Source organism: uncultured Methanospirillum sp. (assembly GCF_963668415.2).
Lineage (GTDB): Archaea > Halobacteriota > Methanomicrobia > Methanomicrobiales > Methanospirillaceae > Methanospirillum.
This window is the reverse complement of sequence record NZ_CAXXDL010000001.1, coordinates 2,855,759-2,881,577: the sequence shown is the minus strand read 5'-3', so window position 1 is coordinate 2,881,577 and position 25,819 is coordinate 2,855,759. Positions and strand designations below refer to the sequence as shown.

Here is a 25,819-nt window from a genome sequence, read left to right as displayed (position 1 = left end):
GTGAGACAGATTTGCAGTTATTGCGACCATTGATGCGGCAGATCTATGAATCATCTCATCTACTGCAAGACTCCATGAATATAATATCTCTGAAAAAAGAGTCTCAAAAAATTATAATAAACCGGTGATAGCAGCCTGAATATTATGTAACCCGGTTGAGATGACAACTACAGGATCAACACCGAGAACCGGAAACAGGAACATGAAATACAAAATCGTTCCCAGGAAACTTCCCAGATTTGCCACAGATGCAACGAGCACAACTTTGAATAATGGAATCTGAAATAGCTCAGTCAGTGAAGTTGCTTCGTAAACTCTTCTGAAATCAGAGACCGGAGGTTTTCGTGCCTTCGCTTCAACATATGCTGCAATCCATCCTGCATGGAGAAGTGGATTTAATGATGTCATCCAGGCAACACAGAAACAGGTGATCACCGAATAGGGATGGCCCCTGACCGCAAGGGTTGCACCTGCAGATAGTGCCCCATGAATCAGTACCCAGAAGAGAAAGGCACGGAGGAGAACATCGAGGCCAACTCCCGAACATGCAATCGAGGCGAGGAGGAGAAAGAACAGAGCAGTGACACAACTTCCAATGATAAGAGTCCAGGGGTATTTTTTGGGCTCCTTAACAAGGGACTCTCTGGATGGAAGTGATGAGGGATCCTGAAGGTACCGGGTAATCCCCTGCATATGGCCTGCCCCAACTACTGCAAGAATCCGATGATCAGCCTCTTTTTTGAGATCTATCAGGTTATGTGCAATATAAGCATCACGTTCATCGATAAGGGCCCGTGCTCCGTTGGGAGAGAATTTTTTAAACTCGCCCATGATGACTTCAAGCATATCCTCATTTTTGAGTTTTTCAATCTCCTCGGCATCAATATTCTCCACCTCGGCTATCGAGAAGATCAGTGATCCCACCATCTTGATCTTTCCGATAAAACCAAGAGACTGCCAGAATCTGAGAAGAGTTACTTTAATATCTCTATCTACGAATTCAACCCTGAGTCCTCTCTCCTGAGCCTCAGCCATTGCGGCTTTCATTTCAGCCCCGGGCTCTACTCCGACATCAAGACCGATTTTTCGTTGAATATATGAGAGAAGCCATTGAATGAGAAGTTGATCAAAATTCCTGAGTTCAAGGACATCATCAACAGACGGGGTAGTACCTTCTTTGTTGATGGCTTTACTTCTTCCCTGATCCAGTTCTACGGCAACAATATCTGGATGAAATTGTTCGATCGCATCTCTGACTTCATCGACGCTTTTTGCCGAGACATGAGCAGTCCCGACAATTTTTATCTCACCCATGTATACTCCATATGGGTAACTGAAGAATAAAACCAAGTTGAGAAAGTGAGAGATTTCAGATTATTTGATCTGCGATTACAAGACAATAGTTCATCACTACGTGCTGACACGCATGAGAAGATACTTTTTTAATAGGGAAATCAAAGAGATTTTGATCTAACATGAAGAACCCAATAGATACCGAATCGTATCGTTTGTTAGAGAAATAACTGTATTTTATGAAAAATTTAACACATACAGATAACAGGTAATGCCATCCAAATCAAAAATATGTGTGAAACTGGGTTTTTTCTCTACCAACCTCAATTTTTGGACTCTGTTGTAAAGAAAAACCCCTCATCGAAAGGGTTCCACCATCATTCTTTTTTAACTCAAGATTAAAAGACCCATCATTTTTCCTGATATCAGAATTTTTGATTATTGATACCGAAGACCCATTGAGGAGATAGGTGGTTGTTTCTGCAGTTTGATGAGTAACAGAATCACATTCTGAAAAGATAGAAGGCTCATTGTACGGACCTATGAATCACAATACCATATACCTCCAGGGCTGGAGGTATATGGAAGACAGCCTTTTTACTTTGTGATAAGAGAGATCAGGAGTTCCTCATCGTCATCATATAACAGGAGATGTGATAAATTCACCTGGAATAATGCTGTATTTTTTAGATTCTCTATGAAGGCAGTTGCCTGGGTACCACCTGAAGTGTCGCATGTTTCATTCATGGTAACAGGACATGGAATTATCATGGCACCACCAGCTGCAGTGTATTGTCCAGTGTAATTACTGCATCCGGCCGCTATTGAAATAATCTCATCATGGAATACTACAGATATGGGATATCCGGTGAGCGGGAAGACCAGATCACCATTACTACTCCTGTATTGCTCAACCGTCCATGAGCCATCAGGAGTAGAAGGGGTAGTTACCTCACCTGAAACCGAATTTAAAAGAAGGATACAAAGTAAGAGACATAGAGAGAGAGATCGATTAAGATTTTTTGAAAACTTTCGGACATTTTCACCCAAAGACTGATTGATATTGTTACTCATTATTTCCCATCCTAGAGGTTATCTACGAAGTACTTCATCATCTTTCTGAGGTAGTAGGGATCGTAATTCAGATCATGATTCTTGTTCGTAAACACGAACATATCAAAGGTCTTGTTGGCTTTTTCCAGGGCGCTTGCGAGTTGCATGGTCATCGCGGGATGAACATTGTCATCCATATCACCGGTCAGAAGGAGCAGATCCCCGGTAAGGTTTGCCGCCTTGCTGGCGGTAACCTGCTCCAGGTACCGCTCACTGACCGGAAATCCTTCATACTTCTCTCCCCAGAACGACCCATACAGGCGGCAGTCCTGATCGCCTGATGCAGCAACACCCACCTTAAAGAAGTCAGGATACGTCAGCATCGCCTGGGCTGTCATGAATCCCCCGGCCGACTTTCCGTACATCCCAACCCTGCTGATATCCATCCAGGAATACCGGGAAGCCAGCTGTGTTATACCGCCAACATGATCAGGAAGTCCGCAGTCACTCAGGTTTCCATAACTCATATCATGGAATGACTTTGACCGGTATGCGGTTCCAAGCCCGTCCATAGTCACCACCACGTATCCGAGTTCGGCCAGCATCTGGCTTGTCCAGAAGATCTTTGAGTTCCATCCCGAATCTGAAGGGTACTGTGTTGCGGTTACAATCGTATACGGACCCGGGTAGACGATATCCACAACAGGATATTTCTTTGTCTGATCAAAGTCAGTCGGCTTAAAGACGAGTCCGTACAGGTCAGTCATACCGTCACGGGCCTTGAAGGTTACCCGCTCTGGCGGAACCCATCCCTGGCTTTTCAGCTCTGAATCATCGGCTGCTCCAAGATGCATCAGAAGAGTTCCATCAATAGACTTGAGATCAGTGACTGTGGGGAGATCAACCCTTGAGTACGCCTCGACAAATGTGCTCATATCCGGTGAGAGCGTTACCTCGTGATCAGCATTTCCCGGAGTTAAGAGTGTGAGGCCGGATCCATCAAGACCGACACGGTAGAGGTACTTGTAATATGGATTTCCCGGTTCTTTTCCGCTGGCGGTGAAATAAACCGTGGATATGTTCTCATCGACTGCGAGCAGATCACGAACTACCCACGGACCTGATGTGATCTGGTTCCGGAGAGTGCCGTTTGCATTATACCGGTAGAGATGTCCCCATCCATCACGCTCAGAGAACCAGATGACATCCGAATTATTCAGCACGGCGACGTTCGGAGTTGTTGCATACTGGAGGTTGACTTCCCGGTATGTCTCTCCGGTCTCATTCAGAATCTCGCGGACATCACCGGATCCAGGGTTCTCCTCCAGCAGCCGGAGTGTCTTCTCACCCCGTTCAAGATACAGAGTGTAGATCCGATCACCGGTGCTACTCCACTTTGAGAGGACATTTTCATCAGTATCCATCATGGTAGTTTCAGGTTGGGAGGCCCAGTGGACCGGTGTTACCTGCCTGGTGATGATATCGATTGTTACGGGTTCATACTCCGGGACGGCAGCATCTCCAGGAGTTGCAAACCGGTACGTATACAGGATCGGTCTGATCGAACCATCTTCAGGGACATTCTGCACGAGGTAGTACGGACTGACGTTCCTCTGGTCAACTTTAAAAGTCCTGATCTTTGTTGAATCAGGTGACCAGACCAGGAACGGAGTTGGTGATGAGTTGGTTCTTGCCTCTGTAACCGGATACCGTACGGTATCAGAGCGTTTGCCATAGAAATAATCTGTAGTCCCATCGGTTGTGAGTGGAGACGAGAGCTTTGTTGTGGAGTCATAGAGCTCCAGATTACTGCCATTGATATACGCGATGTGCCGCTGATCAGGGGATGGAATTCCGGCACTGACGACTGGAGGAGGCGTGATATCAGTCATGTGATACACCGAGAGATCACAGGACCATGTTTTTCCAAATGCATCAAACCTTATCGAACCGAGATCAGGTGAGAGGGCAGGATTGGTTATAGGTAGGTGAGCAGGATCAATCTCTGTTCCGCTCACATTCACGAGAGAGGCAACCAGCCGATCAGTGTTAAGCAGTTGCGACCTCGCATTCTGTGAGACATTCACAAGGAAGAACATCGTTGTCTGCTTTCCCTGATCCATGTACCAGAATGAATCATTGCTGATCCATCGTGGGTTGATATTCGCATGATAGATATGGGAGACTGCGGTATTAGGATAAAAACTCCCTGCCATCTTGATCTCTTCAGGAGTGGGATGATTTGTATCACGTGCCTGCACCGGAGTGAAGAGAAGGAGAATCACAATGAGGATCAGGAGATGAAACCATGTTTGGCGATTGATCATAGAGAAAAGAGGCATGGTCAGAAGAAAAAGATAGTGATTTCAGATTTGATAGAGATCACAAAACGAAAAAGTGGCTTGATGTCAGACCTTGAACTTTGACATCTCACGTGACACAGAATCAGCAATTCCGCTTACATTGCTGACGATCTTACTGATCTGCTCGATTGAGGCTGATGCCTCCTCGGTTGCAGCGGCAGCATCACCGGCATCTTTCGTGGTGTTCTGGATAAGGCCTGAAACCTCGTGAATACTGGCTGTAACTTCTTCGACCGAAGCAGCCTGTTCCTCTGAAGCTGAGGCTACATCGGTTGCATTTGTGGTGATCTCATCAATCGACACAGCGATCTGGTTAAATGAACCAAGAGTCTGGGCAAGTGAGGCGCTTCCCTGCTCAACGGCAGATCCAGCCTTCCCCATCGCATCATTTGCCTTTCGTGCCTTGTCCTGGAGTGTTGCAATCATGTCTGCAATGTTCTCAGCAGACTGACGTGAATCCTGGGCTAGTGATTTGACCTCTGCTGCAACGACGGCAAATCCCCGACCAGCTTCTCCGGCCCTTGCTGCTTCGATGGCCGCATTCAGGGCAAGAAGGTTGGTCTGGTTTGCGATATCAGATATCAACCGGACAATCTTTCCGATCTCATCCATCTGGCGGTTGATATCGGTGACGATCTGGGCAACCTCTTCTGAAGAACGCCTGATCTCCTGCATCGCACCTTCTGACTGCTCGGCAAGTTCAACACCTTTTTTGGAGTAGTCGTTCGCAAGTGTAGCCGTGGTTGAGACCTGTTCGGCCCGGCGGGAGACCTCACCGACCGTGATGTTGAGATCTTCCATGGCCTTAAGGACCTGAACAATCCCATCTTCACCTTCTGCAGCGTTCGAACTGACACTACCTGCATTATGGGCGATCTGTTGGGCTCCTGCCGAGACCTCCTCAATGCTTGCCGTTGCTTCTTCTGCATTTGAGGCGAGGTCAAGGAGCTGGTTATTAATAAGGCCGACCGCACCTGCGATCTGTGAACCGATGTCATTGAGTGCATCCTTGAACTCAATCCAGTCACCTTCGACCTTCAGCCCCGGATCTACACGTGCCTTGAAATTATACTGGGAGTACTCTTTTGAGACACGGAGTGCTTCTTTCACTGGAACTATAACGCTGTCAAGGGTTGAGTTCACTCCTTCCACGATTGTCCTGAATTTTCCGAGATGTTTAGCAGTATCTGCCCTGATCTCTAGGTTACCTGCCACTGCAGCTTCTGAAAGTGTCTCTACATCAGAGACCAACATCTCAAGAGTTTTTGTCAGTTTCTGAAGATTCTCATTGATCGTGACAAATGCATCGTGTGCTTCAGTTGTATAGGAATCTGCCTTTGTGATCTCCAGGTTCAGATTGAGATCACCGGTAGAGAGGAGTTGCAGGTTTTTTGTAACCCTCTCCACCTCTGTCTTCATGAAAGAGATCAAACTAACCTGCTCACTCAGGTCCTGCACTGTCTCGACATACCCGACCGCATCACCTCTGGCATCCAGAACCGGAGCAGTAGTCTGCTTGCATGAGGCGCCATGCCAGTCAAAGTACGTCTCATTCTTTCCAGTTGTCCGGAGCTTATGGATACCACAATCACCAGTGCCACAGATATTGGCATTTGCAGTCCTGCATGGAAGGCCGTATGCAGACTCACGGTCTTTGATCTCCTTATTATCGATGAGAAGTTTCTCAAACGCCTTGTTCATGTACTTCCATTTCATGTCATTATCAGTGACATGAATCGGGTACGGAACTGCATCAAGAATAGACTGGTAGTATGCGATCTGGTTCATCTGTTCGGTAAGATCCTGCACCGTCTCAACAAAACCCACCCGGCTTCCTTTGGCATCAAGCACTGGGGCGGTTGTCTGTTTGCAGGAGGCTCCAAGCCAGTCGAAGTACGTCTCGTTCTTGCCGGTGGTCAGGAGCTGATTGATACCACATTCATTTGTGCCGCAGATGTTCGCATTCGCAGTGCGGCATGGCATCCCATACGCAGACTCTCGGTCCTTGATGACCTTGTTCTCGATCAGGAGTTTTTCAAACGCCTTATTCAGATATGTCCATTTCATGTCGTTGTCTGTGACATGAATAGGATACGGGACTGCATCCAGAATTGACTGGTAATACGCGATCTGGTTCATCTGTTCAGTGAGATCATGAACAACCTCAACATACCCGACTGTGCTCCCTTTGGCATCAAGCACAGGGGCGGTTGTCTGCTTGCATGATGCTCCAAGCCAGTCAAAATATGTCTCGTTCTCTCCGGATGTCCGGAGCTGGTGAATACCGCACTCGTCTGTGCCACAGATATTTGCATTCGCAGTGCAGCATGGCATCCCATATGCAGACTCACGGTTCTTGATGACCTTATTCTCGATCAGGAGCTTCTCAAACGCCTTGTTCAGGTACGTCCACTTCATGTCTGTATCGGTGACATGGATAGGATACGGGACTGCATCCAGAATTGACTGGTAATACGCGATCTGGTTCATCTGCTCGGTGAGATCATGGACAACCTCAACGTACCCTACCTTGTTCCCGTCTGCATCAACCACCGGGGCGGTTGTCTGCTTGCAGGAGGCTCCCAGCCAGTCAAAGTACGTCTCGTTCTTGCCGGATGTCCGGAGCTGGTGAATACCACACTCGTCTGTACCGCAGATATTTGCATTTGCGGTACTACACGGCATGCCATATGCGGACTCACGGTCCTTGATGACCTTGTTCTCGATTAGAAGTGTTTCAAACGCTTTGTTCATGTATGTCCAGTTCATGTCATTATCAGTGACATGAATCGGATATGGAACAGCATCAAGGATTGAGCGTGATTCAGCAACCTGGTGCTCAAGTGTGACTGTCCGTTCAATCAATTCTGATAGAAGGGCATGAAGAGCAGTATCCTGTTCAGGATCAAGATCTGAAAAATGAGGAATTACTGAAGCAGAGGTTATACTCCCTGCTTTGACCTGATCATGAAACCGAACGATTTCATTAGAGAACGAACTGCCCTTAAAGGGCATTGTTCCAGAGTCACGGTTATAATCCATCCTTACCACCTGCAAAGATCCGAATGAAACTGACTATGACGTGTAATGATTTAATTATTTCATCGAAACGGGAAGGGAGGGATTAAATCGGTGTATTTCCAGAAACGAATGAGTTGTACTTATATGGTACGGAGTCAACAATAACCACAACGCCATGATGAAGGAACGGGGGTACACCTGATGACAGATATCAGGCATGAACTGAGAAAGTTCGTTGCACCTGAGTTCATTATCGGTGATGACGCCAGGCTTCTTGCCGGAAGATACGCAAAAAACTACGGCGTATCCCATGTGATGATAGTCACCGATGAGCAGATGCTCAAGGCCGGCTGGATTCATTCGATCCTTGAGAGTCTTGCTGCTGAAGGGATCAGATATACCATTTTTTCAGATGTGCTTCCAAATCCCCGGGACTTTGAGGTGATGAAAGGGGCAGAGCTCTACCATAAGGCAGGGTGCGATGCCCTCGTTGCCATCGGAGGAGGAAGTCCGATCGACTGTGCAAAAGGGATCGGTATTGTCGTGTCAAATCACTCCCACATTCTGGATTTTGAGGGTGTGGATAACATACCGGTACCATCTCCCCCACTCATCTGTATTCCAACAACTGCAGGATCTGCTGCAGATGTCTCCCAGTTTGCAATCATCAATGACAGTAGGAAAAAAGTTAAGATCACCATCATCAGCAAGAAGATTGTTCCTGACATCTCGCTGATCGACCCGGTCCCTCTCACCACTCTCCCGCAGAGTCTTACCGCACATACCGGGATGGATGCCATTGTGCATAGTATCGAGGCATATGTCTCAAACGCCAGTTCTCCGGTTACAGATATCCATGCCCTTGAATCGATCAGAATCATGAGCATGTACCTTCCTCTTGCATACCAGCATCCTGAAAACCTGCATTACCGATACCAGACGTTGCTCGGCTGCCTCCTTGCAGGCCTTGCATTCTCCAATGCAAGCCTGGGCATCGTTCATGCCATGGCACACAGTCTGGGAGGTGAGTACGATCTTCCTCACGGGGAATGCAATGCCCTCCTTCTGGAGAGTGCAATAGATTTTAACTTTCAAGCATGCCCTGACCGGTACCTCAACATCGGCAGGGCACTCGGGATCGAGTACAGATCTTCAGATCACGAAGAATGTCTGATCGAATTGATCCAGGCTCTGAAAAGACTGAGGGAGTCTGTCGGGATTGTAGAGCGGTTCAGTCAGATAGGGGTATCTTCAGAAAGAATTCCTGAGCTTGCCATACATGCGATCCATGACCCCTGCCTGGCAACGAACCCCAGAGAACCTGATATCAGAGATATAGAGAAGATTTATGCCAGAGCACTCTGATAAGATTCCGGACTGGAAGAGCCAGAGACAGAAGATCATCGGGCTTGGAGAGTCATCAGTCAGGAAGAACTACTACCCTGAACTTCAGGAGAGGCTGATAGAACTTGAGAATGTGAATCAGGCTCTCAAGGAGAGGACCGAGGATCTTGAGTCATTAAATGCGGAGCTGCTCGCTGAAGTCCAGGAACGGAGATCCATGGAAGAGGCTCTTCGCGAGAGCGAGGAGAGGTTCCGAGCAGTTTTTGAGAACGCTAACGATGCCATATATCTCTACGACTTCAGCCCTGATATGTTTCCGGTCCCATTTCTCAATGTGAATCGGAAAGCATACGATATCCTTGGGTATACCTACGATGAGATGCTCTGCCTGACACCCTGGGATATCCTGTCAGAGGAGTGCTGGAACAAATACAGAGAGCAGGTTCGCGAAGCATACAAGACCGGTCATGCGATGTATGAGGTTCTCCACATAACAAGGACTGGTGTTAAGATACCGATGGAGGTCAGTTCACATCTCTTTACATTCAGGGGCAGCAGGCTGCTCCTCTCGATCGCTCGTGACATATCAGAACGCAAGAAGAACGAACAGAAACTCCGGGATGCAATTCACCAGATCGATGAGAATATGGGCACACTCGCCGCACTCAACGACAAGATCCGTAATCCCCTGACCGTGATAGATATTCTTGCTGAAGATATTGAGGCCAGCACAAGAGACCAGATCCAGACACAGGTAACAGCGATTGATAAGATTATTGATGAACTGGATAAGGGATGGGTGGAGTCAGAGAAAGTGAGAAACTATTTGAGACGGCATCACGGCCTGTATGAATCGTAAAGTACTCAGAGGGGGATCAGAAATCGTACCGCTTCACGTATCGCTTTTGCAGATTCTATCATCCATCGGGCTGATGGCTCGCTGTAAACACCATCATAGAGTGCCTGGTTATACATGCGTTTTGCTTCCCTGAATCCTGTGAGCAGAGCAGGATCAAGTGTTCCTTCCTCTACATACAGGGCATCCAGAGCTTCACGGAGGCATGCCTCGCTCTTCTCCTGAAATCCCTTCACCATAACAAGGGATCGATACGCATGATACATGGACGAGTATGCCGTGATGATGGCCCACTTGCTGTCGTGATGAGTATCTGCCCTCTGTGAAGCAGTAAGATCCCGGTCTGCTTCAGACAACTCAAGAAGGATTATCTCCCAGTCTGGCGCTACAGGAATGATCCTGCCGTTTAGAAGACAATTTTCAAACCTATCTCTCATGATATCGACGTATTGAGATTGCTGCACCAGGAGGGATGCAGTTGGTAGTATCCCATTTCTCTTATCCCACAATAAGTGAATCGATCTGTTCGCCCGGATCCAGACATACGTCATGAAGAATAGATCAAGCTGGTGAATACTTCGTCAAAAAGAGGAGGGCTAGATGTAATCCATGCTCAGGTCTGGTTTATCTGAACCTGAAAAACATGTTCACTCAAAAAGGTTCTTATCCGCTTGTCAGAAATATCAGCACGGTCTGCTGCCATGATACCTGCTTCAAAGAGTGAGGTGGCTGAAGCCTTATCTGATGCGAGATACCGGTCTGCACCATCCTTGAAACTTTTGGCAAACTGCCCCGTCTGATCGATGTAGTCGTAGTAGTTAAGCCTGACATAGTCCATCTTTGTCGGAACGTTTGAAAGCTCGCTGCTCCGCCGGACCATCAGGGAAAACTCTTCAGCTTTCTGTTGTACCCGGGCCATGTCACCGGTGCGATACGTGAGAAGAAGACCCTCTTTTGCTGACTGCAGGTTATCAAGTGAGAGAAGAACCACATCGCGAAACACAACCAGTGGCTCCTGGGTCCGGTCCGGTATGATCGTCCGCACCGGTGAGATGGAGGGTCCGGGAGATGTGGTCTGAACCGGCCTGGTATCAGATGAAGTCATCACCGATACAGGAGTTTGAGTGACATTAATCGTAGTCGGGGCAATAGAAGGAGTTGGTGATGGTTCCAGTGAAGGAACAGAAGATGGTGATGCTGGTGAAGGCCCTGATGTACATCCTGCCATGAACGTCAGAGAGATCATGATGACAATGGCATACAGTACATTCCTATTCATCTTCTATTGTCTTGCCCCTATAGAAGATATGGATACCGCTTCGGAGGAAAATCTGTAAAGGGACATACAGATCAGAGCCATTCAGGGAGGACAATGCCCATCTCCTGCATCATTCTGCGAAGTGCTGAGTCAATACCATGCTCAAGCCTGATCAGGGTGAGGAGATAGATCACCCCTCCAAACCCGACCGCTGCAGCAACGACAAATACAGTTACAGGAGGGATCACCGCGATAAAAGCTGCAACACTGACCGCCATGACACCGGTTGCAAGAGTGATCGATCGAAGTGCCCTGAAATCTGGTGTCAGCCTGATATGGGGTTTCAGGTACATACAGGCAGAGCAGGCATGAACGACGACAGTGATAAGGATTGCAGCGGCAGCACCGGTTATGCCAAGGCCAGGTATGAGGATCAGATTCAGGGGGATATTTACTGCTGTGGCGATCAGGGCAGCCATTGCACTAAACCTGGGCATTCCAAGGGCACCGAGGGTCATTGACCAGAGGTACACAAAGACATATGCAACCTGTGTTGCGAGAAGCAGAACCAGGGCAGGCCAGGCATACTGGTACGGTGATCCGTAGAGGAAGTAGAGGAGTCTGCCTCCCAGTAGCGAGCCCCCGATACAGACCGGCAGGGCAAGAAGAAGTGAGTACGAGAAGGCACTGGCAAGATATGCTGAGATCAGATCTCGTCTGCCTTCGTGCTGCCAGGCAGCAAACTTCGGGTACAGAATCGTCTGCAACGCAAGTGCCGTAAAGAGTGAGAACGATGAAAGCTGAAGAGAGATACGGTAGAGCCCGACATCGCTGGTTGAGCCAAAGTACCCGAGCAGGATTGTGTCGATATTTCCATACAGAACCATCCCGCCGGACGCAAGAAGAGACCAGAATGAGAACCGGATCAGATCCTCTGCTGACCGGGCTGTAAACCTGACCGGGCGTATCCGACAGAGGGGGACGAGGTACAAAAGCCCGGCAACAAGCCCGGCAACAACTCCTCCCGCAAGTCCTGCAACCCCGTATCCCGCAACGACCGCAAAAACCTGGACCAGGATTCTGATTAGATTGTTTACCAGGGTACTTATCTGTAAAAATCCGGCTCTACCAGTCCCGTATACCCATGTCCCCGCAATATCAGAGAGTGATGTGACTGCAACTGCAACGAGTAGCCAGGGGAAGAGCCCGGTCGCTGATAGATCATAGAAGAAGGGTGAGAGCAAAACCAGAAAAAGGAGCGATGCCACGAGCAGGAGAATCCGGAGGGAAAGGTAAGCAGAGAAGTATTCAACACACTGTTTTTTCCTGCCCATGTAGGTGATTGCTGCCCCTCCAAGCCCACCGCTGCTGATCAGACTGAATATTCCCAGGTATGAGAGGAAGAGAAATAGACCACCCAGGACAGAAGGTGAACTGGTGAGATGGGTGATGACCATGGTTGAGAGAAACCCAATGACCATGACCGCGACACTCGTCCCAAAGTGGAGAAAACTCTGACGTTGTACATCACCGACCCGCATCAGTCGTGACGTAAGGTCAGAGAGGAAGGAGAGCATAGAGTATGTACTGATAGACCTGATGAGGGAAAAAAGATCGGAGGAGGGAAAGTATCCCTCTTCAGTTAGTTTTAGACAAAGAACCCAGACTTGTAACCAAAGGCCTTCTGGAAGGTCTTGATGCCACCAGTTGCAGCGGAAGAATCTTTCCAGCTGTTAGTTGCAGAGGTCTTGAATTCAGCGCCATCCTGATAGTAGCCCCAACTTTCATAAGGCGCAGTAGCAGTATCACTGTCCCAATTATAAGGAGTTCCTTCAGGATCGTATCGCCCATTTGCATACAGACCTGTGTCGCGACCTTCCATGACACTACCTGCATAAGTAGTCTTGACAGTACCTTCTGCAAAGCCACTGCCGGAGTTTGCATCAGGAGTAACCGCAATCTGATAATTCATTTCTGCAGGAATATCATCGGTTGCTGCTACAGCCCGAATGGTACCCTTGCTTGATACCTGGGCACTGTTCATATTAACAAGAGAACTCTTTGCAGAGACGATGTTACAGAACGGAGGGAGCCACTTACCATGATTTGTTGAGAAGACACAACGGATGTTGTCATCAGCCCTTTTCGCTTCTCCGGCAACATCAAGGGTGTACTCTTCCTCACCAACCAAGTGCGAGCCTTCAGTGCTGGCATATGTCAGAACTTTAGAAGCATCGATGTTGTTTAGTCCATTTAACTGATCCTTAGAACTGAAGTCAAAGTTCTTATTCTCAGCAAGTTTTCCACCGTTGGTAAGGATTGAATCACGATACTGGGTATCAGCAATTACTTTTCCTAGAGGGTAACCATATGCATCGCGGTTATTAACAATACTAGTTTGAGCAAGAATCCCAGTCCCAATTGCTCCTGGAGTTGTAATTACCCAGTCCATCTTGGATGAAGCATCGACAGCACCGGTTGCATCGATCACCGTGTCAATTGAGAAAACCTGGTTTTCAGGGGTCTGGTTTGGCAGCCGGTCAGCAGCTGCAAACGCGGTTAGTGCCACAAGGGCAATAATGGTTAAAAGAACTACAGATCCGAACTTCATGTATTTCCTCCTACATGATATGCCGATACTCTCGACATGAAAGAGTGTATCAGCGAGTTGATGATAAATACTTTATTAAATTTTTTATCTGTGCCGCCTAAATACCAAGAGGGGAACAGAAAAATTCAGGGAATCCATCTTTGGCTAACTTTCAAAAAAAGGGGAAACACCGAAGTTTTTTATTCTACACAATCAGATTCAGACTCTGAAACCAGACTTATAGCCAAAAGCCTTCTGGAAGGTCTTGATGCCACCGGTTACTGTGGTGGAGTCTTTCCAGCTGTTGGTTGCGGAGGGTTTGAATTCCATGAGGGTATCTGGAACATCAGAAATATCATCCCAGGGGATATCTTCACCATTTATGCCATAATATCTCCTAGTAAGTGAGGTAATGCCGGTCGATCGTGCGGGAGTGTTTGTCCAATATGCACCAGAACCACGTCCTTCCATGATACTACCTGTAAGGGTGGTCTTTACTGTTCCTTCTGCAAAACCACTACCTGAATTTGCATCAGGCGTCACAGCGATCTGATAGTTCACTTCTGCAGGAATATCATCGGTTGCAGCTACTGCCCGAATACTACCTTTGCTTGAAATCTGAGCACTATTCATGTTGACAAGGGCGCTCTTGGCAGAGACGATGTTACAGAATGGAGGTAGCCACTCACCATGATTTGTAGAGAAGACACAGCGGATGTTGTCATCAGCTTTCTTTGCCTCTCCTGCTCCGTCAAAGGTGTATTCCTCTTCCCCAATAAGGTGTGAACCCTCGGTACTAGCATATGTCATAACCTTTGAAGAATCGATATTGTTCAGACCGGTTGGCTGATCCTTTGAATTGAAGTCAAAGTTCTTGTTCTCTGCCAGTTTTCCACCATTAGTTAGGATAGAATCGCGGTACTGAGTATCAGCAATTACCTTGCCCTGTGGACGTAACCAGTCCCCATCAGCATTATGGTGGGCAAGAATACTAGTCTCAATTGCCCCCGGAGTTGTGATAAGCCAGTCCATTTTGGATGATGAATCAACAGAACCAGTTGCATCGATGGCGGTATCAATAGAGAACACCTGGTTTTCAGGTGATTGGTTTGGCAGGCGGTCAGCTGCTGCAAACCCGATTACTACTACAAGGGCAAGTATTACTAAAAGAACTACAGATCCAAACTTCATGAATTGCCTCCTACATGATATGCCGATACTCCCGACATGAAATTGTTCTTCAGCTCTTTGAGAATATATATATATTTTTTAAATAGGTTCCCCCTACATTCACCAAGAAACCTTATCACCATTCCCGGTTAACGTGACCGGATATTATGATCAACAGATCCGCGTTACTGCTCGTCGTCAGTCTCTGTATAGTATGTCTGCTTCCATTGCAGGCCTCTGCTCTTCCGATGGTCGGATTCTCCCTGAAACAATCGCCGGCTTCAGGCCCGTACCAGGACAAAGACTTCCTCGACCAGGCCAATACAACAATTTACGGCCTCTCAAACAAGACCCTTCCAACCGGGACAGCACTCATTGACCTAAGGACTGCCCAGGGAAAACTCTCCAAGATGAACATCAGTCCTGCTTTTTACAGCAATGCAACCGACATTAATGCATTCATCTACTATTCATGGAAGGCAGGAGATGAGTATGAGGATGCTTCAAGCCTTGGAGGAAGTTACTACTCACCAGTAACCACTGACAGTGCATTATATGATGATGCAACCGAGTATTATCAGGCAGCAAAAACTACCTGGGACAAGATAAAATCCAGATATCCGGGAGTAACCCTCTACACCATGCCAGTACAGACAACAGAGACCGGAGATGGCGGGTCCTATGATCCATACACCCATGGATCAACCAATAAAGGGGCACACTCAGGACTCTGGTAATACCAGTAGATCAACGACTCATTACAAGCAACATTATCTATTTTTTTCCAGGCTGAAACGGAATTATTATCCCGGCCATGGGTGACCTTGTAGTATGGCACCAAAAGCATTCGCTCTTTCAGTTAGGATCGTTCTCTTTGATCAACAGGGGCATATTCTTATTCTGAAACGGTCCCAATCATCAAAGACAAACCCGGGGAAATGGGAGCTTCCGGGAGGAAAAATAGACCAGGGGGAACCTTTTGATGCTGCATTACAGCATGAAGTGCTTGAAGAGACAGGGTTTCAGGTGGTGATTCACACCGCTGCAGGAACTGCCATGCAGGAGACCGAGGAATGGAGGGTTGTCCACCTGGTTATGATAGGATCGATGGTCAGCGGAGGGCTTGCAATCAGCGGCGAACATGATGAATACCGATGGGCCTCTCCACTTGAACTTGGAGGTCTTGAAAAGGCTGACTGGTTTGATGAGTACTACCGGATGTATCTGCAGGCAATCCCTGCTGCACCTGACCAGAAACCACAGGAATAATCATCTTTTTTGATCTTCAGAACACAGAACTTTACTGCTCTACAAGTTTTTTATGCCTCCGAAAATATCCGGACTGCAAGATCGCCTGCCTCTTTGATCCAGGTTTCCCGTTGTTCAGGTGTGCTGGTAACAACAATGCGGAGTGTCTGGCGGTGAAACTCATAAACTCCACAGAGGCCAAAGACACAATCACGCCAGATACGCTCAAGCGGATCGCCAAAGACCAGATTTTCTCTCTCTTCACTGGTATTGGATGTGTTGATCACAAGAGCAGCTCGGGCCTTGAGCAGACCTTCAGGCACACCTTCACCATTGTCGTCTCCGACAAAGCGGTACGCAACTCCGGGCCTGATCACCCGGTCAATCCATCCGGTCAGGATCGCAGGTGGCTGACCCCACCAGTTTGGGTGAACAATGACAATCCCGTCTGCATAAACCAGTTCATGACAATGGTTGGTTATCACCGGATCAAGCGGGATATCACGGGGTATTTCCCGGGCAGGAAGAATCGGATCAAATGCTTCACGGTAGAGATCGTGAAAGATTACATCATGCCCTTCGCGTTCAAGCACCCGTTTTACTTCCAGGGCTATGGCATGGTTGAGACTTGACTGATCCGGATGAGCAAGGATGAGAAGGATCTGCATTACTCAGAATTTCAGACCGTTCCTATTTCGCTCTTCTTCTGAAGTTCGCATTCACACCAGTCGATCAGGGCCTGCTGAAGCATCCCTTCAGGTTCTGCATCTGCCATCCGCACAGATGCTGCACCCTCTAGGCGGTTCAACCCGAGGGCCATAGTCAGTACCATGGCAAAGGTCCCGGTTCTTCCGATTCCTGCCCCACAGTGGACAAGAATTGCATCTCCTGAACTGATAACCCCGGCCATTGCCAGGGTAAGTTCCAGGAACGCAGAACGATCATCCGGAACACCGAAATCAGGAATAGGAAGATGGTCAAACTGCCATTTGTGTTCTCCTGTAGTTATGATCTCGTAATATCCTGGCGACCTGGTAATAACCTCATCAAGGGGTGTGAGACAGACAACATGACTGATAGATAACCGGGACATTCTTGCCTCAAACTCGGTGATAGGCTCATATCTTCCGGGCATAGCAGTCAGGTAGAGCCGGCCGGGAATGGTATCTGGAAGGGGAACTCTGCGAAACATAGTTCTCACATTATGAAACGGTTGTTCTCATCGAGAACCATGAGCCTGTCATGATAATAAGGCTTGCCAATCCAAAGATCAAGAAACCTGTCCATACATGCGGATAAATCGACCCCCATAATATCAGTTCAATCAGATACAGCAGAAAGAACGGTACAGCACCTACAACTCCGGCAAGAACCAGTGAAGAACGGCGATAGCACCCATACGCTGCAACAAGATAGGCTACGCCTGCGCCAAAACAGATCGCAGACTTCAGAGTGATCATAAGGATTCCACATTCAGGATAGAGATCACTGTGAATCTGCAGGGCAAGAGCAGGATCGATGACCGCAGGAAGACTTGCAACAAATATCAGGCCATTCGCAATGAGAAGGATCAGAAAAAGGGTCCTCACCCACAACAGGATGGAATTCCCGATCATGAACAACCATCCTGGGAAGAGGCTTTTGCAGGACCAATAGGGGTACGTGATGCCAGTTGTACATCCTCAAGCAGCCAGGTAGCAAACAGGGCAATTACCACGAGAACCAGGCATGCATCAAAGACGAGTGCTATCGCATCTGTGAAGAGATCAGGGGATATAGCAGTGACATCGATCGAACCCTTTGAGGTGTGGAGAGCACCGTACATGAGAACCCCGAGCAGTGGTGTGATTATGGTAGCTCCCATGTTCCGTGAGAACTGCAATGAAGAGGTGATCACTCCAATCTCCCTCTGAGTAAATGCATTCTGTGCTGCGATCGAGAGGAGCGGATGCATGATTCCAGAACCATATCCAAGCAGGATGGAACCCAGGATGATCACCAGAAACGAGGTATCAGGTCTGAGCAGGGCAAAGATCACGGTTGACACCCCGATGAGAGTAAAACCGCATAGTGCCAGATTCCGATACCGTCTTGTCCGTGAGATCATCTGTCCGGTGATGAGTGCAGCAAGGATCATTGAGAGTACCATCGGAGTTATCACGAGCCCGGCGGTACTTGCACCGGTCTTCAGAACATCCTGCATATAGAGGGGCAGGTAGATAATTGCTGCATAGAAGATGGCATTTGAGAGAAATGCCACGCTCATCGTGATCGAGTATACCGGGTTTTGAAACATCCGGATTGCAATGATCGGCTCTGCTGCCCCCAGTTGTGTTCTGATAAAGAGGAATGAGAAGACAACAGCAGCAGAGAGCATCACGAGTATCTCAGGCGAAGTCCAGGCATACACAGAGCCTGCAAGAGAGAGTCCGAGAAAGAGCGGGACCATTGCAGCCGTGAACGAGATGATTCCCGCATAATCAATGGGCCGGGATGGGGCAACCGGGGGGAGATCTGGAAACCATACCTTGATCATGAGAAGTGACACAACTCCGAGCGGTATATTCAGGTAGAAGACCCATGGCCAGCCCATTGTTTCAGTGATGATCCCTCCAAGGGCAGGGCCCATAATACTGGCTATCCCATACACCGATGCAAGAATGCCCATATACTTTCCACGCAGCCAGATGGGAAAGAGTTCGGCAACCATGATGAATGAGACTGTCATGAGGATGCCTCCACCGATCCCCTGAATTGTCCTGAAGAGGATCAGGCTTATCATATCGGGTGAGAGGCCTGAGCCTATCGAGCCTACAAGAAATATCAGAATCCCTGCAAGAAACACCGGTTTTCTCCCGAATATATCTGATAACTTTCCGAAGATGACGATAGCAAGTGTAGATGCCAGCAGGTACACGGTAAACGGCCAGACATAGAGTTCCATTCCATGGAGTTGATGCCCGATCGTTGGCATCACGGTACTGACGATCGTGCCATCCAGGGCAGCGAGAAGTAGTCCGAGCATCACTCCTGCCATGATACCAGGGATCCGATCAGGTGCTGCCAGGGTTTTTCTCTCGTCAGGCATGACCAGGCCCCCAGGATGTGACAATCAGAAGAAGATCATCCTGAAAAAATTCAGTACTCATGAGTATGCATAAGGTACGTGCATTAATAACAATTACTAGTAGGTAAGTTTTAGGACGAACAATTAATTGTTTCCAGACCTAACTATCTACTCTTACTATGCCGAAGGTAATCCCTGAGTACCGGGAAGAAGCAAAAAAGAAGATTATCGCTGCCGGATTTGAGATGATGTCACAAAAAGGATACTGCGCAACCACCCTTGATGACATCGCGGGCCACATCGGCGTAAGCAAGACAACCCTGTACCTCTACTTCACAAACAAAGAAGACCTGGTTATCGAGATCGTCAGGAGTGTTCACGCAGAAATAGAGAGACAGGCGATCGAATTTTTCAAAACCGAACCCATACTAGATGCTTACGTTCATGTGCTGGATCTCATACTCGGCAGAGATTTAAAACGCGTTGGGTTTACACATGATATCCTGGCTCTTTCGGCACGAAACCCGGCAATCAGAAAAATCCACGAGGATCACATGAACAAGGTCATCGAAAGGGCAACGGCAGGTCTCATCATTCTGCAAAAAAGAGGTGAGGTCCGAAGAGATGCAGATCCACGGACAATGACACTTGCCCTTGTTGCACTCATGAGCGGACTCAGCAGCCTGACTCTGAAAGGGATTGAAGCAGATGAGATCAGAAGGCGGTTCTATGAGACAGGTGCTATCATTCTCGGCATGCCTGATTTCAATAGAGAAGTGTGATTATTCAATATTCTCAATCCACAAGGTATATTCTCGGGGATGACAGAGAGAGGCGTATGCCAGCCGACTCGCTTGTCCGTGGCATCGTTTCCGACTATCATGACCTCTTCTTCTCAACCACACCTCCCCCTGATTGGGAGTAGTAGACCCGATACCATTCTGTCTGGCCGGTGGGTGGCCCATTATGGGGGATGAAGCACCGGTGAAAAAGACGCTCTTTTTTTGGAACTATAATGGATGAAATTATGAAATTGTGAGTGAATACCAGAGTTTTCACCGGATGATGCCCCTGCTGGTATAAACAGAGATCAGGTATCATACATCCCATTCGACAATAGAGATTACGTTCAAAACCTATATTGACACAGAGAAGAGATCTCGCTCTCATGAAAAAGGTGGAGGCCTTCGTCAGAGCCGAAAAGATTACCGATGTCAGGAATGCCATGAAAGCCATGGGCCACAGTTCAATGATCAATTACGACATCTGGTACCGCGGTACATCAAAAGAGATCAACCAGTACAATGTCGAAGCATTGTATGACTTCATGCCGAAAGTGAAGATTGAGATGGTGGTTGATGACAGTGCAGTAGAGGAGATCGTGAATATACTCTGTGAGAGCGCCTTTACCGGAAATATCGGAGACGGGAAGATCTTCATCATTCCGGTAGAAGAGGCCATCCGGATTCAGACCCGGGAAAATGGAGATATGATCCTCTGAACCCCTCAAACTCTTTCAAAATACCTGATACCAGCCCTTATGTGATCAGGTCACCAATCAGATCTACCAGGACCAGACCGTTTATGATCGAAGGGGAACCATTCGCACGACCGATCAATGTCTCGATCTACTACACCGAATTACTTGCCAAGAAGGTGACTGTCAACGGAAAGAAGATCGGAAGACTGCGAGATCTGCTTATTATCGAGACACTTAGGTGCCCTGAAGTAACCCACTTTGTCGTGCACCGATCTGGAAAGCCCACCCTTACTGTGCCCTGGGAGAAAGTTATCTCTATTCATAATACAACAATCGAGATCTCCCCAGAATCACTGATTACCTATGAACGGGAGCCGGGAGAGGAGGATATGCTCCTGCAGCAGTTCATTCTGAACAAGAAGGTGATAGACCTTGAGGATCATGAGATCAGACTCGTATATGATCTCCACCTGATCATCAACATGTTTGACAAACTTCTGGTCTTCGAGGTTGATTTCAGCAAGATGGCATACCTCCGCAGATACCGGTTCAAGTGGCTGGCCGAGTTCATTCAGAGCGGAAGGGATGAAGAGCGAACACTTGTTCCCTGGATAGACATCCAGCTGCTTCCACCGGCAACCGGAGAAGAGAAGCGACGATTCAATATCAAGACCCTGAAAGATAAGCTCTCAAGGATGCATCCGGTTGACATAGCAGAGATCATCGAGGATATGGACCAAAACCAGCGTGCGGTTGTATTTTCTGAACTTGACACAAGCACTGCATCAGATGCACTTGAAGAGATCGATCCATCCATTCAGCGTGAGATCGTATCAGTACTCACACGAGAGAAGGCTGTTGCAGTCATCGATGAGATGACACCCGGCCAGGCCGCTGACGTGCTTGAAGAGATTCCTTTCGAAGAGGCACGGGATATCCTGGAGACGATGACTCCGGATAAGGCGAAGAAGGTCAGATCCATCCTTGAAAAGTCTGAAGAGAACATCCTCGATTATACCACAACCAGATTCATCATGCTGCCTCCCGATGCCGAGGTAGGAACCGTGAGGGATGAGTACGCCCGTCTGGCACGGGACAAGGATGTTATCATGTATCTCTATATCGTGGATGATTCTGATATCCTGCGTGGAATTGTTGATATCAAGGAGCTGCTCCAGGCAGATGACGATGCCACCCTCATTGACATCATGGTATACGAGATGATAACGCTGACCAACGAGAGCACGTTAAAAGATGCGGCAGAGGAGTTTACCAGGTATGATTTCCGTGCTCTGCCGGTGGTTGACCCGGACGGGAAGATCATCGGGGTGGTACCGTACCGCGATATCATGAAACTCAGGCATCATCCACCTGAATAACAGGTTATAAAAGAACGTAATCAGGTTATTCGCCGGCACCCGGGAGCGACGATCACACTCCTCCCAGGACCCCGTTTTTCGACCGATATTCGAGCAGAGATCCGCTCTTTAATTGCGGGAACATGTGAGATGATCCCGATAAGTTTCCCTTCCTGATGGAGTCCTGAAAGGACACCGAGTGCAATATCGAGGGCCTCATCATCAAGCGTTCCAAACCCCTCATCAAGAAAGAGGGAGTCGACCCTGACATTTTTACTCACCATTCCGGAGAGCCCGAGTGCAAGTGAGAGGCTCACGATAAAACTTTCACCTCCGGAGAGGTTCTTCGTGCTCCTGAGATCTCCAGCCTGCCAGGTATCGACAACTGCAAGATCAAGGGGAACATCAGGGTCAGGTCTGAGCAGGTACCGGTCGGTCATCACCTGCAGATGCCGGTTTGCCTGTGCGATCAGGATCTGGAAGGTGAGTCCCTGGGCAAAGACCCTGAACTTTTTACCATCTGCTGAACCGATGAGGGCATGGAGCCTCTCCCACTTCTGCAGTTCCTTTCTTTGTGCATCAATCTGCGAGAGGCTACCTGCCATCTGATCCCGCCTTTTCTGATCTTCTTCAAGGTCTATGGTGATCTTTACAATCTCCTTCTGGAGCGTATCACGCTTCCCGGATGCTTCCCGGAGACCCGCTTCAGGATCCTGATCACCGTCGTCATCAGGCACGATTTGTGCTTCAGCCAGTTTCAGGGCCAGATGCTTATCACCGTACAGAGCCTTAAGTCTGATCTCTTCATTCTCAAATCCTGATGCCATCGCTTCCAGCGATGACAGGTCTTGGGCAGAAAGGAGAGCAACCTGAAAAGCAGCCTCATCAGGGAACCCGGAGCCAACTATTGCCTCTTGGAATGAGGCACTTCCGGACTCGAGATCTCTTCTTACCTCCTCAAGAGAGGTGGCGAGTGATTGTATCTGGCCGGCATTTGTATCACACTCTCCCCGCTTTTCATCGAATGTTTTTCTGGCAGTTTCAACCGCTTCTCCATAGGAGCGAACCGCATGGAGCAGGTGTTCTTCTTCAGCCAGGGGATTCTTTTCACCATACAGATCGGTACGTTCTTTCTGAAGGGTAGAGAGTGCTTCCCTTTTTCTGGTGATATCTGATTCAGCCAGGGTTATCTCGTTTTCAAGGGAAGAGAGTGTATCATCTTTTCCTTTTATCCTGCCCTCAAAATCAGCAACCTTTGGTCCGAGATTACTGATCTGCTCTTCATACTTCAGGAATGTATCACGCCTGTTGGTTAGAACAGCCTCTATCTCTCCGATAGACCCAGGTGTGATCTCTGTTATCTGAAAGGCTGCAAGAGAGGCTAGGAGATCTGCAGAAAGTGTAGCAAGAGAGAGTTCACTCTTCTCTTTTAATGACTGCAGACGACTGACATCTGTTTCAGCAGCAATGCAGGCAAACGCCGCATCCTGTTCTGCCTTTACAACCGCAATATGGGTATCTTTTTCAACGCTCAACTGCTGCTCGAGGATGCGGATCTTCTGATCACGCTCATCATGTCCTGATATCTGCCGGAGGACTTCTTTCAGCAGTTTTTCAGAATCAGAAAGGAACTGGCGTACAAGTTCGCTGCGATCCTTGGCATCTACAGCGAGCCCGAGGTCTTCAGCTCCGGCAGTCCAGGACTCTGTTTCGTCTCTGATCAGGTTTCCAATCCGGTTCTGATCCTGCTGGTTCGCCGTTATTGCACCGATAACTGATGCGATGGCAACATCCCGATCTCGGACCAAATTGATGATCTCTTTGAGTTGATCTCTCGCTTTATCCAGCCCAGACTCATCTTCGTCGAGATCCGGGATCTCAGCACGGTATGGATGAACAGGTGAGCCGCAAAGCGGACAGGGCTCTCCATCTTTCAGGTGAGAACGGTGATCGGTGAGATCCCTGATGAGGAGCGCTCTTCGAAAAGCCTTCTCTTCTGATTCGACAAGATGCTCCTGTCGTTTCTGATGCAGGACCAGATCGGTCTTGAGCCGCTCCTGCTCCTTCCTTGATGTTTCAAGTTCTGCGACAGATGCAACAAGGTTCTGCAGATCAGACCGGTGTGTCTCTTCTGAAGTGAGCACCTCCTGCATTCTCTTCAGGAGTTCGATACGCCCCCTGATATCGACCTCTTTTTTTCGGATTTCACCGACGGGGACCCCCTGAAGAAGAACAGAAACCTGCTGCCGCAGGGTATCAATCTCACTATTCTTTTCAGCAAGTGCCTTCTCCCCTGCTACCACCAACTTTTGTGTGCCTTCATGGTGGATCCTTGCAGTTGTAAGAGATCGCCTAGCTTCTTCGAGGGCGATGATCAACTCGCTGATTTCTGTATTACCCTTCTGCCATGCTGAAAGCCCGGCACTTATCCCGGACCATACACTGTTCAACAGAGCATCGTCACTATGTTCATTCAGGTATGATGTGGCCTTCTCTCTCTCTGCCTCAAGAAGCCCTCGCTCAGCCTTGAGACCATCGAGTTCTGCCTGACCTGTTCTTCGGCGAAGTTTCAGTTCTTCGGAAGTAATACATGCAGATTTGAGAGATTCGGTTGCCACCTCAATCCTGCCGTCAAGGTCAAGAACCTGTTGTATAATTGGACGCTGTTCATCAACGGAGATCTGTGCCTGTTGAAGTGCCAGTTCGGCGGCTCTGAAAACCTCATCAGCAACTCCACGGGCTTCAAGCAGGGAAGCGGATCGAGCCTGCAGAACTTCTAGGTTTTTTGAATCCTGATTCTCACGTGATCGGAGGAGAGAAAGGGAACGCCATACCGCCTCATGGACGGCTGCCTTCCGGCCCATTGCAAGGCGGTGGAGATCTGCGGCGGCCTCCTCCCGTCTGGCAGCAAGTTCCTTCTGTTGCCCTTCTATCCTGCCAACATCAAGCCGTAATGCTTCGATTCGCTGAATGAGATCCAGGCGATCCTGCAGGGATTTTATTGTTATATTTAGTTCAGATAGTGCCCTATCCTTCTTTGATTTCTCTTCGGATAGAGATCCGATCTCATCGGGTGTGAGGAGTGTGATAGCACCGGCCTTGTCTTCAAGAACCCGGAGAGTATCACGTTCTGCAATGGTCCGTTCATGCACCCCTTTTGATATTTCACTGTAGATTCCGGTCCCGGTGATCTGCTCTAAGATCGGGGCACGATCATCAGGCTTTGCATCAAGGAATGCTGCAAATCCGCCCTGGGCCAGGAGCATCGATCTGGTGAACTGGTGAAAATCCATCCCGGTCACATCCCTGACCTTTGCTGCCACCTCTTTCATCTTCGTGGTGATGACGGTCCCGGTACCTGCATCTGCAATCTCATGAGCAGGATGCTGAAGTTTTCCACCCGGCTTTTTTCCTGCACGGTTCTGGTACCATGAGCATCTGAAAACTCCATGCGAGGATTCAAACGTGACCTCTGCAGAGCACTCACCGGTATGCCGGGTCATGATCTCGTTTGTTGTCGCAGAGATGTTTGCAAGTCTTGGGGTCTGCCCATAGAGGGCAAGGCAGATAGCATCAAGGATCGTCGTCTTCCCCGAGCCGGTCGGACCGGTTATGGCAAAGATCCCTGATGAGGTAAAGGCAGGGTTCTGCAGATCGATCTCCCAGTCACCGGCAAGCGAGTTCAGGTTTTTAAAACGCACTTTCAGAATTCGCATGC

Annotated in this window: 21 protein-coding genes; 7 read left to right on the top strand and 14 right to left on the bottom strand. The window is 48.4% G+C overall.

Annotation, left to right across the window (positions count from 1 at the left end):
- Positions 1-111: 111 nt before the first annotated feature.
- From ACHZA2_RS13650 to ACHZA2_RS13635, 4 genes are all read right to left on the bottom strand, one after another.
- Positions 112-1,314, bottom strand: a complete 1,203-nt coding sequence (locus tag ACHZA2_RS13650) for a TraB/GumN family protein (protein ID WP_319580160.1) — start codon at positions 1,312-1,314, stop codon at positions 112-114.
- Positions 1,315-1,890: 576 nt separating this feature from the next.
- Positions 1,891-2,367 carry an META domain-containing protein gene (locus ACHZA2_RS13645; RefSeq protein WP_319580159.1) on the bottom strand — a complete coding sequence of 159 codons (477 nt, stop codon included), beginning with the start codon at positions 2,365-2,367 and terminating at the stop codon, positions 1,891-1,893.
- An 11-nt stretch (positions 2,368-2,378) separates the two neighbouring features.
- Positions 2,379-4,673, bottom strand: a complete 2,295-nt coding sequence (locus ACHZA2_RS13640; protein ID WP_319580158.1) for a DPP IV N-terminal domain-containing protein — start codon at positions 4,671-4,673, stop codon at positions 2,379-2,381.
- A gap of 81 nt (positions 4,674-4,754) precedes the next feature.
- Positions 4,755-7,751: a methyl-accepting chemotaxis protein gene (locus tag ACHZA2_RS13635; protein ID WP_319580157.1), complete on the bottom strand. Its 2,997-nt coding sequence runs from the start codon at positions 7,749-7,751 to the stop codon at positions 4,755-4,757.
- 180 nt (positions 7,752-7,931) lie between these two features.
- Between ACHZA2_RS13635 and ercA the strand changes: the two genes are divergently transcribed.
- Complete coding sequence (gene ercA, locus ACHZA2_RS13630; protein WP_319580156.1) at positions 7,932-9,095, top strand: alcohol dehydrogenase-like regulatory protein ErcA; 1,164 nt, start codon at positions 7,932-7,934, stop codon at positions 9,093-9,095.
- Positions 9,079-9,933, top strand: coding sequence for a PAS domain S-box protein (locus tag ACHZA2_RS13625; protein ID WP_319580155.1), 855 nt, complete (start codon positions 9,079-9,081; stop codon positions 9,931-9,933). The genes ercA and ACHZA2_RS13625 overlap by 17 nt, the downstream gene beginning before the upstream one ends.
- Positions 9,934-9,938: 5 nt before the next feature.
- Here the strand turns inward: ACHZA2_RS13625 and ACHZA2_RS13620 are convergent, their stop codons facing one another.
- From ACHZA2_RS13620 to ACHZA2_RS13600, 5 genes are all read right to left on the bottom strand, one after another.
- On the bottom strand, positions 9,939-10,367 hold the full coding sequence (locus tag ACHZA2_RS13620; protein WP_319580154.1) for a HEPN domain-containing protein: 429 nt from the start codon (positions 10,365-10,367) through the stop codon (positions 9,939-9,941).
- 176 nt (positions 10,368-10,543) lie between these two features.
- Positions 10,544-11,209, bottom strand: coding sequence for a hypothetical protein (locus ACHZA2_RS13615; protein ID WP_319580153.1), 666 nt, complete (start codon positions 11,207-11,209; stop codon positions 10,544-10,546).
- A gap of 71 nt (positions 11,210-11,280) precedes the next feature.
- A complete protein-coding gene (locus tag ACHZA2_RS13610; protein WP_319580152.1) occupies positions 11,281-12,765 on the bottom strand; it encodes an oligosaccharide flippase family protein in 1,485 nt (494 codons plus the stop codon).
- Positions 12,766-12,836: 71 nt separating this feature from the next.
- A complete protein-coding gene (locus ACHZA2_RS13605) occupies positions 12,837-13,799 on the bottom strand; it encodes a hypothetical protein (protein ID WP_319580151.1) in 963 nt (320 codons plus the stop codon).
- A gap of 198 nt (positions 13,800-13,997) precedes the next feature.
- Positions 13,998-14,969: a hypothetical protein gene (locus ACHZA2_RS13600; RefSeq protein WP_319580150.1), complete on the bottom strand. Its 972-nt coding sequence runs from the start codon at positions 14,967-14,969 to the stop codon at positions 13,998-14,000.
- Between the two features lie 146 nt (positions 14,970-15,115).
- Between ACHZA2_RS13600 and ACHZA2_RS13595 the strand changes: the two genes are divergently transcribed.
- Together ACHZA2_RS13595 and ACHZA2_RS13590 are read left to right on the top strand one after the other, a co-directional pair.
- Positions 15,116-15,685 carry a hypothetical protein gene (locus ACHZA2_RS13595; RefSeq protein WP_319580149.1) on the top strand — a complete coding sequence of 190 codons (570 nt, stop codon included), beginning with the start codon at positions 15,116-15,118 and terminating at the stop codon, positions 15,683-15,685.
- Between the two features lie 94 nt (positions 15,686-15,779).
- Positions 15,780-16,217 (top strand): NUDIX domain-containing protein, encoded by a 438-nt coding sequence (locus ACHZA2_RS13590; protein ID WP_319580148.1) that lies wholly within the window; start codon positions 15,780-15,782, stop codon positions 16,215-16,217.
- A gap of 50 nt (positions 16,218-16,267) precedes the next feature.
- On the opposite strand, the gene ACHZA2_RS13585 is transcribed toward ACHZA2_RS13590, so the two are convergent.
- From ACHZA2_RS13585 to ACHZA2_RS13570, 4 genes are read right to left on the bottom strand one after another with little or no spacing between them, the layout of a single operon-like run.
- A complete protein-coding gene (locus tag ACHZA2_RS13585) occupies positions 16,268-16,864 on the bottom strand; it encodes an NAD(P)H-dependent oxidoreductase (protein ID WP_319580147.1) in 597 nt (198 codons plus the stop codon).
- A gap of 11 nt (positions 16,865-16,875) precedes the next feature.
- Positions 16,876-17,388 carry a protein-tyrosine phosphatase family protein gene (locus tag ACHZA2_RS13580; protein WP_319580146.1) on the bottom strand — a complete coding sequence of 171 codons (513 nt, stop codon included), beginning with the start codon at positions 17,386-17,388 and terminating at the stop codon, positions 16,876-16,878.
- 10 nt (positions 17,389-17,398) lie between these two features.
- A complete protein-coding gene (locus ACHZA2_RS13575; RefSeq protein WP_319580145.1) occupies positions 17,399-17,812 on the bottom strand; it encodes a hypothetical protein in 414 nt (137 codons plus the stop codon).
- Positions 17,809-19,284 carry an MDR family MFS transporter gene (locus tag ACHZA2_RS13570; RefSeq protein ID WP_319580144.1) on the bottom strand — a complete coding sequence of 492 codons (1,476 nt, stop codon included), beginning with the start codon at positions 19,282-19,284 and terminating at the stop codon, positions 17,809-17,811. The genes ACHZA2_RS13575 and ACHZA2_RS13570 overlap by 4 nt, the downstream gene beginning before the upstream one ends.
- A gap of 158 nt (positions 19,285-19,442) precedes the next feature.
- Between ACHZA2_RS13570 and ACHZA2_RS13565 the strand changes: the two genes are divergently transcribed.
- The 3 genes from ACHZA2_RS13565 to ACHZA2_RS13555 all read left to right on the top strand — a co-directional run bounded on the left by ACHZA2_RS13565 (position 19,443) and on the right by ACHZA2_RS13555 (position 22,122).
- Positions 19,443-20,045: a TetR/AcrR family transcriptional regulator gene (locus tag ACHZA2_RS13565; RefSeq protein ID WP_319538309.1), complete on the top strand. Its 603-nt coding sequence runs from the start codon at positions 19,443-19,445 to the stop codon at positions 20,043-20,045.
- A gap of 386 nt (positions 20,046-20,431) precedes the next feature.
- Positions 20,432-20,764: a P-II family nitrogen regulator gene (locus tag ACHZA2_RS13560; protein ID WP_319580143.1), complete on the top strand. Its 333-nt coding sequence runs from the start codon at positions 20,432-20,434 to the stop codon at positions 20,762-20,764.
- Positions 20,765-20,847: 83 nt separating this feature from the next.
- Positions 20,848-22,122: a magnesium transporter MgtE N-terminal domain-containing protein gene (locus tag ACHZA2_RS13555; RefSeq protein WP_319580142.1), complete on the top strand. Its 1,275-nt coding sequence runs from the start codon at positions 20,848-20,850 to the stop codon at positions 22,120-22,122.
- 20 nt (positions 22,123-22,142) lie between these two features.
- Here ACHZA2_RS13555 and ACHZA2_RS13550 read toward each other — a convergent pair whose 3' ends face one another.
- Positions 22,143-25,817 (bottom strand): AAA family ATPase, encoded by a 3,675-nt coding sequence (locus ACHZA2_RS13550; RefSeq protein ID WP_319580141.1) that lies wholly within the window; start codon positions 25,815-25,817, stop codon positions 22,143-22,145.
- Positions 25,818-25,819 lie beyond the last annotated feature (2 nt).